General features: G+C 49.6%; 8 protein-coding genes. 5 read left to right on the top strand and 3 right to left on the bottom strand.

Features of this window, described 5'->3' with window-relative positions; genetic code table 11:
* The coding region (locus AC0YNZ_RS22495; RefSeq protein WP_475828735.1) for a sulfatase-like hydrolase/transferase at positions 1-738 on the bottom strand (738 nt) is incomplete at its 3' end.
* Positions 739-1,321: 583 nt separating this feature from the next.
* Here AC0YNZ_RS22495 and AC0YNZ_RS22490 point away from each other — a divergent pair.
* Positions 1,322-2,560: a purple acid phosphatase family protein gene (locus AC0YNZ_RS22490; protein ID WP_475828734.1), complete on the top strand. Its 1,239-nt coding sequence runs from the start codon at positions 1,322-1,324 to the stop codon at positions 2,558-2,560.
* A 122-nt stretch (positions 2,561-2,682) separates the two neighbouring features.
* On the opposite strand, the gene AC0YNZ_RS22485 is transcribed toward AC0YNZ_RS22490, so the two are convergent.
* Positions 2,683-4,215, bottom strand: coding sequence for a sensor histidine kinase (locus tag AC0YNZ_RS22485; protein ID WP_475828733.1), 1,533 nt, complete (start codon positions 4,213-4,215; stop codon positions 2,683-2,685).
* Positions 4,212-4,898, bottom strand: coding sequence for a response regulator transcription factor (locus AC0YNZ_RS22480; RefSeq protein ID WP_475828732.1), 687 nt, complete (start codon positions 4,896-4,898; stop codon positions 4,212-4,214). The genes AC0YNZ_RS22485 and AC0YNZ_RS22480 overlap by 4 nt, the downstream gene beginning before the upstream one ends.
* Positions 4,899-5,139: 241 nt before the next feature.
* On the opposite strand from AC0YNZ_RS22480, the gene AC0YNZ_RS22475 reads away from it, so the two are divergent.
* The 4 genes from AC0YNZ_RS22475 to AC0YNZ_RS22460 all read left to right on the top strand — a co-directional run bounded on the left by AC0YNZ_RS22475 (position 5,140) and on the right by AC0YNZ_RS22460 (position 11,825).
* Complete coding sequence (locus tag AC0YNZ_RS22475; protein ID WP_475828731.1) at positions 5,140-6,273, top strand: peptidoglycan-binding domain-containing protein; 1,134 nt, start codon at positions 5,140-5,142, stop codon at positions 6,271-6,273.
* A 369-nt stretch (positions 6,274-6,642) separates the two neighbouring features.
* On the top strand, positions 6,643-7,833 hold the full coding sequence (locus tag AC0YNZ_RS22470; RefSeq protein WP_475828730.1) for a glycoside hydrolase family 88 protein: 1,191 nt from the start codon (positions 6,643-6,645) through the stop codon (positions 7,831-7,833).
* A 30-nt stretch (positions 7,834-7,863) separates the two neighbouring features.
* Positions 7,864-9,438, top strand: a complete 1,575-nt coding sequence (locus AC0YNZ_RS22465) for a glycoside hydrolase family 43 protein (RefSeq protein WP_475828729.1) — start codon at positions 7,864-7,866, stop codon at positions 9,436-9,438.
* A 629-nt stretch (positions 9,439-10,067) separates the two neighbouring features.
* Positions 10,068-11,825, top strand: coding sequence for a cache domain-containing sensor histidine kinase (locus tag AC0YNZ_RS22460; protein ID WP_475828728.1), 1,758 nt, complete (start codon positions 10,068-10,070; stop codon positions 11,823-11,825).
* Position 11,826: the final 1 nt, after the last annotated feature.

Here is an 11,826-nt window from a genome sequence, read left to right as displayed (position 1 = left end):
ATAATAATTTTCGTAGCGCGGCGGCGGCGTAGCAGGACCATGAGGAGCATAGGTAGAGATTTGAACAAAAAATGGTTTATCCGGATAATTGGCAGTGGTGTTATTAATGAAAGTTACCGCCTTGTTCTTTAATACATCTTCAAGATAGTCCGAAGGCGCGCTGCCGTAGGAAACAGTCGTACCGTTATCGTTAAGCGTATAGTTGTACTGCGAATAAGGACTCCCCCCGTTCGGGCTGATCCATTTGGTCCAGCCTGGCGGTATATACGTTTTCGAAGGCGCCCCGTTCGGGTATCCGTTCAGGTACTTGCCAAAGAACGCTGTTCTATATCCTGCGGCTTGAAGCCACGTTGCATAAGTTGAATTCTCCAACCCTTTGTTGTAAACCGTTTGGAATCCTCCTCCGGAGGCTGCGTCATTCGTAAAGATGCCGGTGTTGTGCGCAAACTGGCCCCTCAGTGACGCAACGCGGGACGGGCAGCATAGAGACAGGCTGACCAAATTATTGTCAAACTTGATCCCTTTACTGGTCAAAAGCGTCTGAAGCCCGGCGTCCTTATTGAACACCTCCCAGTTGAGATCGTCTGTCAGGATATAGACAATGTTGGGCGGTTTCGTCGCAGCGGACGCCGTCGTGGCGTCGGTTCTAATTGTCGTGAAGAAGATGGTCGAGAATAGTATAAGTACTAAAAACAGAGTAAGGGGCAATCTGTAGAATTTAAGCTTTAAACTTTTCATTACTGTTCCTCGCTTTCATTCAATTTAACTCCCTCAAATCCGTTATCCGTTGTCTGATCTTCCCGACTGAAAAAATACAACAAAAAAAGACCAGGGAACGAATCCTCAGCCTCCAGTTATCTGGTCAGCCCGCCGGACGCATGTTACGTTCCGGCTAAAGCTAGCAAATTTTTAATTGACGTTTATTTAATGTATATCACCATCTTTTCCTATGGATTTAGTATGTTTTATTCATTGAACATACTAGATATTTCTAGTGATGTCAAGTTGAAAATGAGGTGGTCACAAGCCTTGAAGTTCGGATTAGCACCTTAAGAGAAAGCATAAGGAAATTTTTCTTCATAAAGCCCTAATCTTCTAATGCATGCCGTATGATTATTAAGTTCTTGATGTAATAATTTTATACACATGTCCAAATTAGAACTGTAAATGCGCAGTCGCCATTCGTTTGACCGACGATGCCGAATTATTGACTGTATTAGTCTTCATCGACTAACCTGGAAATTGGATGACCGATAATTATACACGTAGTTGAATCAATGGCATTCTAATACTACAGATTAGAAGAAGGAGCGCGATAAGTTTGAAAATAAGCAAAGAAATGATAGTGCTCCTCGTTTGCTGCGCACTATTAATCGCGGGTGCCGTTGGAATGGAGCTGCTGAAGAACGAAAAGTCGAATAAGCCGTCAGCGGTCGTGACCAATTTCAAGGGCGACCCGATGACAAGCCGCGTTTTTACTTGGCATAGCGCGGATCTGCAAGCTGAAGCAATCGTTCAGATTATGAAAGGAGATGCGGAGAAAAGCTGGGAGGATGGGCAAGTGATGACCTTTAAAGGCACGACATCAGTGATTGAAATCGGGGAGGGCGCTAAGCAGGCCGTTCACAAAGCAGAGGCAAACGGGCTTGAGCCGGGAACGACTTATACTTACCGGGTAGGAAGCGGGGAAGAGAAGGGCTGGAGCGATGCCGCTGCATTTAAGACGGAGGCGGCTCACCAAGATGCGGTTACATTCATTAATGTCACGGATTCGCAAGGCGTAACCGAGCAGGATTTTTCGCTATGGGGCCATACATTGGACAAAGCATTCGCGGCGTTTCCGGCTGCCTCGTTCATTGTTCATAACGGCGACTTCACGGAGGAACCTGAGGATGAACAGGCATGGACCTATTTATTCGAAAAAGCCCGCAAGTGGGTCATGAAGGCTCCCCTTATGCCGGTTACCGGCAATCATGATGAGGTGAATGGAGATGCGGAGCGTTTCGTTTCTCATTTCAACGTACCGGATAACGGCGCGGCAGGCACCATTCCGGGCACCAGCTATTCGTTTGATTACGGTCCCGTCCATTTCGTATTTTTGAATTCGGAATCGGGTATAAAGGAGCAGACGGAGTGGCTGAGGAGCGATCTCCAAAGTACCGGTAAGCCTTGGAAAATCGTCGCTATGCATCAGGGCCCTTATGGAGGTAATACGAATAAGAGGGTAAAGGATTGGACCGAAGTATTCGATGAGTTTGAGGTTGATTTGGTGCTGCAGGGCCATAACCATGAATACTCGCGCACTTATCCGCTGCGGGATGGCAGGGTTGTCGGGGACGGCGTGGCTGCCGTTGAAAACCGGGAGGGCACCGTTTACGTGGTAACTAACACTGCCGGCCCAAAATTTAATGAGAAAAAGGAAGATAAGTTTTATCATAAGGTACATTTTCAAAACGGGAAGCAAATGTTCGCGGGTATTGCGGTCAGCGGGGATACGTTAACATATCAGGCTTATGACGTGGACGGCATGGAGCTGGATGAGTTTGTGCTGAAGCACTAATACTCATCCGGCTTGTTTTTTTATAGTTGGGGGTGGAAGTAGAGAAGAATGGTTTCGCTATTCATTAGGTTCGCGCTGCAAAAGAAATGACGGGTCAGTCATTTCTTACCGGAATGGATTGCTTACCGGGGCAGGTTAACCGGCAGTAATATCCGGAACGTCGTGCCTTCACCAGGCTGGCTTTCTACCTCGATCGTCCCCATATGCGCATCCACAATTGATTTCGTAATGGCAAGCCCTAGTCCGGCACCGCCGGTTTTTCGCGTTCTGGACGATTCGCTGCGGTAAAAGCGCTCGAACAAATGAGACAGATGCGCGGCCGCAATGCCGGTGCCATTGTCGGCAACAGTTAATTCAGCGTGGTCAACCTTCCGGGCAAGCGAAATTTTGATCACGCCCGATTGCGATTCGGTATGCTGCACAGCGTTAAGAAACAAATTTAATAAAACCTGCTTAAGCTTGTCGGCATGGAATCGTCCGCTTACGTTAGGGACAAGCGCAAGCTCTACCTTTCGGCTGCCGGCAAGCAGCTGCAATTGCGGCTCCATCTCCAGCAGCAGCTCATCAAGCCGGGTATCGGCAAGCTGCAGCTGAGGATCTTGATCCAGCTTTGCCAGTGCAAGCAAATCCTCTACAAGCTTGTTAATGCGCCTCGATTCAAGCTGCATGCTGTTAAGCGCGCGATGGAGCTGCTCGGGATTCGCCGCCGCCCCGCGCAGCAGCACCTCCAGAAAACCGTGAATGGACGTGAGCGGCGTACGAAGCTCATGCGAGGCATCGGCAACGAAGCGGCGCATTTTTTCGGTCGTTTTCCGCTCTGTTTCGAAGGAGGTATCCAAACGTTCAAGCATTCCGTTAAACGCATCTGACAACCGATCAATCTCTTCCTGTCCCTGACTGGCAGGAATTCGCTTCGTTAAGCTGCCCGCATCGGTTTGCTGAGCGGCCAGCACGACTCGGGATAATGGCCTCAGCGTGCGGCGGAGCAGAGGCGAATAGAGCGCGAGCCCGGCAGCGAGCGCCAGAACAGACAAACCGGCAAATATAGCGAGCTGGGTCATGAGCAGCTGCTTGAGCGAATCCGTTTCCGTGCTCACTTGAATGATGCCTTCGGCATTGTTAGGCGGACCTGCGAGCCGGTAGACGACGAGCTGCTCCTTTCCCTGCGAATTGTTTACTATTTTGTAGCCGACCTGCTTATGCTGCTGAAGCTGATTTCTGATTTGCTCATATTGTTCCGCGGATAGGAGCGGAGCATTGGCCTCGGTATCCTTCGATACGTCGGTTACGGTACCGTTCAGATCGATAAATACGATGGATAAGCCCGGTTGATAAAACAAGGGCGAATCCCGGTGATTTCTTTGCGGTCGATCACCTGGAACGGTATCGCTATTCAGATAATTGGAATCAGGACGATTATTGCCCATATCGGGATTCGTTCGATCTGTAAACCAATCCATTGGCATGGACATCATTTGCGCGTTCAAGGACTCGGCTTTATTTTTGAAAATAAAATCTTTCATAATGACATATTGCAAAACGCCGATGAGCAGGAACAAGGCGGCTAAAATAAGCAAGGAGCGGTTCAATAGCTGGTAACGGAGCGAACGAGGGGCAAAGAGCCTGGCGATTGCGGCTAGCCGGGGCCTGATCATGGAAAGTCCATCCGATAGCCTGCGCCCCGGAGCGTACGAATTAGCCGATGCTCCTTATCGTTCAATTTATCCCGGAGCGAGCGGATGTATACTTCAACAATATTTTCTTCGCCGCCGAATTGATAGCCCCACACCTTGTCCAAAATAAGCGATTTGCTGAGCACGACGCCATTGTTCATTATGATGAACCGGAGCAGCTCGAATTCGGTAGGCGACAGCTCAAGCGCCTGCTCCAAGTAAATCAGCTCCTTGCGCCGGTCATCGAGGCGAAACGGCCCATAAACGACTTCGCCAAGCAGATTAGGAAACTGATTGCGAAGCCTTGCCCCAATGCGCGCGAGCAGCTCGCTGAAGCTGAACGGCTTAACCAGATAATCGTCTGCGCCAAGCGTTAAACCTCTCACACGATCCTCGACCTCATCTTTGGCTGTCAGCATGATGACGGCGATATTGTCTCCCGTTGCCCTGAGCGCCTCGCACACCTCAAACCCGTTCATGCCCGGCATCATGACGTCCAATATGACGACATGAGGCGAAAAGGAAGCAGCTTCCTGCAGAGCGGCTTCCCCATCATAAGCGACCCGAATGTCAAATCCTTCATTTATAAGTCCCAGCTCCAGAAACTGTACGATGTTCGGTTCATCGTCAACGAGCAATATTTTAATCCCCTTAAAGGATGTCATGTCCAAATCCCCTTTCGCTGTATACAACTTATTATCGGCCTTTTTCAGAAAAGATGCACCTGTTTGCGCGATGATTCAGCAAACTTTCAGCAGGTATAGTACAACCCCGTTCTTTCTTCGCTGCTGAGCGCAACAGGCGATCCGCTATTTAGTACTGCGAAATAATTTGGAATGAAAATAAAAAGTTGGGGATAGTAAATGGGGGTTCGAAATTTAAAGCGAAGAGGATGGTGTATTTTGTATGCAACAGTACAAAAAAGAAGTGAATTCAATTGAAACGCGTAATAAGTATGGGAGGCTGGCTGCAAGGTACATAGGCGCAGCGTTACTGGCCATTACGTTGATGTTTAGTATGCCTAATACGGGGCATGCGATTGGTAAAAATGCGAAAGGGCCTGATGTATATGTCATTCAAGGAATGTTGAAATCACTCGGCAGCTATTCTGGGCCGATTGACGGCTTCTATGGCGCATCTACGGTTAGAGGCGTGAAATATTTTCAGAAAAAGCATGGACTTAAGCCGACTGGTGCGGTAGATGCTAAAACATTAAAATCGATTGCATACTCGTATTCAGATTTGAAGTCCTCGATGAAGGCACGCAGTAAAGCAAAATGGAAAGGCAAAGCGAAGGGAATCGGCAAGGGCGGCGGAAATATCGGAGGAGCAGGCGGAGGAGCAGGCGGCGGTGCAGGCGGAGGAGCAGGCGGCGGTGTAGGTGGCGGAGCAGGCGGAGGAGCAGGCGGAGGAGCAGGCGGAGGAGCAGGCGGCGGTGCAGGTGGCGGAGCAGGCGGCGGTGCAGGCGGAGGAGCAGGCGGAGGTGCAGGTGGCGGAGCAGGCGGCGGTGCAGGTGGCGGAGCAGGCGGAGGAGCAGGCGGAGGAGCAGGCGGCGGTGCAGGTGGCGGAGCAGGCGGCGGTGCAGGTGGCGGAGCAGGCGGAGGAGCAGGCGGAGGAGCAGGCGGCGGTGCAGGTGGCGGAGCAGGCGGCGGAGCAGGTGGCGGAGCAGGCGGAGGAGCAGGTGGCGGACAATCCGAGAACCAAGGTAAAGGCGGAGGAATTGGCGGAGGCCAAGGTGAGAACCAAGGTAAAGGCGGAGGAATTGGCGGAGGCCAAGGCGAGAACCAAGGCAAAGGCGGAGGAATAGGCGGAGGCCAAGGCGAGAACCAAGGCAAAGGCGGAGGAATAGGCGGAGGCCAAGGCGAGAACCAAGGCAAAGGCGGAGGAATTAGCGGAGGCCAAGGTGAGAATCAAGGCCAAGGTGGCGGACAATCCGAGAATCAAGCCCCTGGCGGTAACCAACCCGGTAATCAATCTGGTAACCAAAGCAAGGGCGGCAATCAATCCGAAAACCAACCCTACAACGGCAGCCAACAATAGGCTGATGTGCGAATCGAAAGAGGACCTCATTTCACAGAGGTCCTCTTTTTTTACGCATCAAACGAGCTATGTCCTGAATATCTTCTCCTTTCCGGCTCGGTCCCAAAAAATATATTAAATAAATGCACTTCATTCTAAAAAAACCTGCATACGCTCTTTTTTTGACCGTGCTACGATAGTTAATATTTAAAGAAATCGTTTGATTTTAAATACGTTATTCGAAAAATTTATAATCAATCGTAAATATCTGCACTTTTGCTTAGAGAATAGATGCTTCATCATTAATGTAGCTTTCAAGCTGTCTGGAAAGTGTGAGATATAGGCGTGCATAGGAAGAAAAATAGCAAAACGTAAAAAGGAGAGTCAGCCATGTCAAACGTTCATTTTGAGCCTATAAATAACCTGGAGCTTTTTAATCAGCCGCCGCAATGGGAGCAAACGGACGTAAAGAAAGCGATCCAATTCGTTCTCAGCCAAATCGACCGCAATTTGGACACCTTTACCGAGCAGTTTCCCGATGCGGCAAGCACCGGAAATGTCTATCCGGCTATCGGCAACATCGAATGGACCTCGGGCTTTTGGACGGGAATGCTGTGGCTTGCCTACGAGGTGACAGGTGACGAAAAGTACCGCCAAACCGCGGAGATACAGCTGTGCAGCTATCGGGAGCGTGCCGAGCAGAGGCTGTACACCGATACGCATGATCTCGGATTTCTGTATTCGCTATCCTGCGTGGCTGCTTATAAATTAACGGGCAATGAGGAGGCGAAGCGGGTTGCCCTGCTTGCTGCCGACTTACTCATGGAGCGTTATTTTGAGAAAGCAGGCATCGTGCAGGCATGGGGAGCGCTTGATGATCCTGAGCAGCAGGGGCGAATGATCATTGATTGCAATTTGAATTTGCCTCTCCTTTATTGGGCTTCCGAGGTTACGGGCAACCCGGCATATGCGGAGGCCGCAGCCAAGCATATCGTACATGCGGCACGCTATATCGTGCGCGAGGATGCCTCGACCTTCCATACCTTCTATATGGACGTGAACAGCGGCGGTCCGAAATTCGGACGCACGCATCAGGGTTATGCCGACGATTCCTGCTGGGCGCGCGGTCAGGCTTGGGGAATATACGGTTTTCCGCTCAGCTATATTTATACGGGGGATGAATCGCTGCTTGACCTGACAAAGAAGCTCATCAACTACTATTTAAACCGTCTTCCGGATGATCTTGTCGCTTATTGGGATCTGATATTCCAAGAAGGGACGGAGCAGGAGCGCGACACCTCTACCGGAGCGGTAGCGGCTTGCGGCCTTCTTGAGCTTGCGAAGCATCTGCCTGTGCTGGATCCTTACAAGCGAATTTACGAAAATGCGGCGCTCCATACTTTAAAAGCATTAAGCGAAAATTATACGGCGGCTTCCGCTCCGGAATCAAACGGCATTCTTCTGCACGGCGTATACAACAAACCGCGCGGAATGGGCATCGATGAATGCAATATTTGGGGCGATTATTATTACTTTGAGGCGCTCGTAAGGATATCCAAGGACTGGCGGCTGTACTGGTAGCATTTCCAAACATAAAGGAGGCAACACAACTTGTTTATAAACAATCCGATTTTACCCGGCTTTAATCCCGATGCATCCTTTCTGCGTGTCGGCGAGGATTATTATATTGCGACATCAACCTTCGAATGGTTTCCGGGCGTTCAGCTCTATCACTCGAAGGATTTGGCGAATTGGGAGCTGCTTCCACATGCATTGACGCGCACGTCGCAAGTGGATTTGAGAGGCAATCCGAGCTCGGGAGGCGTTTGGGCGCCCGCGCTCTCATACGATAACGGGCTTTTCTATTTATTATTTACGGATGTAAAGGCACGGAAAGGTGTCTACAAGGATTTGCACAATTATTTGGTGACGGCGGAGAACATCAACGGACCTTGGTCCGAGCCCGTTTACTTGAACGGCAGCGGCTTTGATCCTTATTTATTTCACGATACGGACGGAACGAAGTGGCTGCTAAATATGCAGTGGGATTTCCGGGACAACCATTCCCGTTTCGGCGGCATTGTTTTACAGCAATATGATCCGGCGGAGCAGCGCCTTGTCGGTCCGGTTAAAACCATCTATAAAGGCACGGACATCGGCGTAACCGAGGGACCTCAGATATTTAAGCGCGGCGGCTATTATTATTTGCTGGTGGCAGAAGGCGGAACAGGCATCAATCATGCGGCTACGCTGGCCCGCTCGCGTCATTTGGAAGGTCCTTATGAAACGGATCCGGATTATCCGATCATGACGACGCGCGGCGCTCCGGACTATCCGCTGCAAAATGCGGGTCACGGCATGGTAGTAGAAACGCAAACGGGCGAATGGTACATGACGCATATTTGCAGCCGTCCGTTCGCGGGAACGAAGCTTAATCCGCTCGGCAGAGAAACGTCGATTCAGCGCTGCGTATGGACGGAGGACGGCTGGCTCAGGCTGGCGCATGACGGAAGGCTTCCGGCCCTGACGGCGCCGGCGCCGGATCTGGCGCCGCATCCGTTCCCCGCGCAGCCGGCGAAGGATGATTTTGACGCACCGGCTTTAGGGCTTCAATACCATACGCTTCGCGTTCCAGCGGAGGAGTCATGGCTTAGCCTTAGCGAACGTCCGGGCTATCTGCGCCTTCGAGGCCGGGAATCGCTGAATTCGTGGCATTGCCAAAGCATGGTTGCGCGCCGGCTTCAGCATTTTAACTGTACCGTGGAGACGCGTATGGATTACGAGCCGGAGCATTTCATGCAAATGGCGGGGCTTGTCTTCTACTACGACGAGCTGGATTATTATTATTTAAGAGTCACACGGGACGGAGAGAGAGGACTTAAGCTTGGTGTCGTGTTCTCGAAGAGCGGGAAGTATCAGGAAGCCAGGGCCGGAGAGCTTGACGTTGAAGGCTGGCCGACCTATTATTTGCGGGCAATCGTCAAGGAGCAAGCGCTTCAGTTCTATGCATCCCCTGACGGCGAGCGGTGGCAAACGGTTGGCGGGGAGCTGGATATGGGCGTGCTGTCAGACGAATACGGCGGCAAGCTTGGTTTCACCGGCGCCATGATCGGCTTATGCGCGCAGGACATAAACGGTACGAAGAAGCATGCGGATTTTGATTATTTGTCTTATTCGATTGGTTAACCTTTTGATTTGTCCGTAACAAAAAAAGTCCGATTAACGATGTGTAACAACTTTTGGACGGCCGCAGCAACCGGTGCAAATCAAGGCAAATAAAACGCAATCATATCTTTTAAAAAAAAAACGGTGTCTCAATGCCTGGCTGTGAAATGGAGCCCGGCGTTTGGGCGCCGTTTTTATGCTGCTTTTTGCGGCGGCATGTAGGAAGGGGAGCTGTTCGTTTAAGTCGATTTGGTCGAACTAATTCAAGCTTTCGCTTGAAATAAAGTTGATTAGGTCGATTTTGTGCAGCTAAATGACGTTTTTTGCGCGGAATGTTCGAAAGGGCGAGAATAAGCATCCAAAATCGAACTAATGTGCAAACTGTTGAGTGAACGCAGCATTTAAGTATCCGAAATCGAACTAATGGTTGGAGAGAAGCATCTAGTAAAGAGCAGAGAGCAGCTTGGTCAATATAACCCGTACTTGGATATACAAGAAACCGGCCTGAATAGATGGACTGAGAGAAAACCACTATAATAAACATTGGAGCAGCAGATCGGAAAGAAGTTTAAAAAACTGATATTATTGCTTAAAAAAATGAGACTGGGACGGAAATGGCTATGTTAAAGTTATAGAAAGGGGGCAGGCTTATGTTAAACGGATGGCAGCAAAAATGGCGCAGCATGTTCGTCAAATTTTCGGCGGCGTTCATTCTTGTAGGACTTATTCCATTGCTTGCACTCAGCTTCTTTTCGGTGCGGACATTTACGGGCCATGTTGAGCGGTATACATCCAACAATTTGCAGCAAATGATTTTGTACATGAGCTATAATTTGAATTCGGTGTTCAAGGAATATGATGAAATATCAAAGCTCATGTATACGGGACGGTACGATGCCATTTATGAAAGCTCTAAAAATAATCAAACCCGCAATGTAAATGAGCTGGAGCAAATTAATTCCGTACCGATCAACGGTTTTTTGAAAACGATTCTCCACAGCGATTCCTTTATTAGAAGCACTTATTTCGTAAGGACGATGGATGGCAAGCTTTATTATCAGGCGAAGGAGAATCTCGCTTTTAAGCCCGAGGAGCTTCCGGTCGAGAAATGGCTGGAGCCGCTCGGCAAGGAGCCGAACCGGGTCGTTTCATTTCCGCTGCATCCCGAAAACTACTATTACGGTTCTGATAAATCGGTCATCACGATTGGCCGGAATTTAATTGATATTTCCGGAACGCTGACGAGCAAGCCTAAAGTGATCGGAACACTGTTCTTCGACGTTGACGTGGCTGTATTTGACCAGTTTTTTAAGGAGCTGCGCCTAGGTGAAAACGATGAGTTCTATGTGCTGGACGAAGCGGATAATATTTATTTCAGCAATTTAAATAGGGTAGGCGCGAAGAAAGACGTCTTGATGGATTCCAACGAGGAGATGCTCGTAATGAATGATCCGGTTTCATTCTTGAACGGCCGGATCGTTGCATTATTCGAGAAAAAAAATCTTTACGAGCAGCTCGACACGACCAGATTTGCCGTTTATTGGGCGATTGCCATCTCAGCCATTGTGCTAATCGTGATGGGCGGCTGGTTCTCGCGCAAATTAGCGGAGCCGATCAGCCGCCTCATTAAACAAATGATCAAGGTGGAATCGGGTAATCTCGACGCAAAGGTTGAAATTAAAGGGAATGACGAGATGGGACGTCTCGGACATGGCTTTAATCGGATGGTAGAGCATTTGCAAATTTTCATTAATGAAGCTTATGTGGCGGAAATTAAACAGAAGCAGGCGGAGCTAAACGCTTTAAAAAGCCAAATCCGGCCTCACTATTTGTACAATACGCTTGAAGTGATCCGGATGAATGCCGTGCATAATGATGTGGATGAAGTAGGAGACATGATTCTGTCTTTGTCCAATCAGCTCAAATATGTCATTGATTATGGGGAGGACTGGGTTCCCCTCCAGAGTGAAATTGATCATCTCAAAGACTATTTCTATATTATTCAGGTGCGTTACGAGAACCGGTTCGAGCTCCGGGTCGACATTTCAGAACAGGTACAGCTGAATTGGTCGATTCTGAAGCTTTCTTTGCAGCCCATTGTAGAAAATGCGATACAGCACGGCGTTCGTCCAAAGGGAAAAGGTACGGTCGGCATTACGGTTGAGGTAGCGGAGGAGAAGCTGGCCGTAACGATATATGACGATGGCGTGGGGATGGAGAAAGAGGATCTGCAGCGTCTGGAGGAGATGCTTGCAGATCCGGCTGCACCGTCTAAACATGTCGGCATCAAAAATGTTCACGAACGGATTAAATCCGTCTGCGGCAAGGAATATGGATTAACGGTCAACAGCAGGAAGCATGTCGGCACCTCTGTTCATATGATTTTGCCGATAAAGGAGGGCGTATAGT

Source organism: Paenibacillus sp. J2L1-98 (assembly GCF_056269405.1).
The sequence above is the reverse complement of the archived record's forward strand: the minus strand, read 5'-3'. Positions and strand labels throughout refer to the sequence as shown.

Coding starts and splice junctions, on each gene's coding strand:
- AC0YNZ_RS22485 (WP_475828733.1), bottom strand. CDS start 4,215: ATGATCAGGCCCCGGCTAGCCGCAATCGCCAGGCTCTTTGCCCCTCGT.
- AC0YNZ_RS22470 (WP_475828730.1), top strand. CDS start 6,643: ATGTCAAACGTTCATTTTGAGCCTATAAATAACCTGGAGCTTTTTAAT.
- AC0YNZ_RS22460 (WP_475828728.1), top strand. CDS start 10,068: ATGTTAAACGGATGGCAGCAAAAATGGCGCAGCATGTTCGTCAAATTT.
- AC0YNZ_RS22480 (WP_475828732.1), bottom strand. CDS start 4,898: ATGACATCCTTTAAGGGGATTAAAATATTGCTCGTTGACGATGAACCG.
- AC0YNZ_RS22475 (WP_475828731.1), top strand. CDS start 5,140: ATGCAACAGTACAAAAAAGAAGTGAATTCAATTGAAACGCGTAATAAG.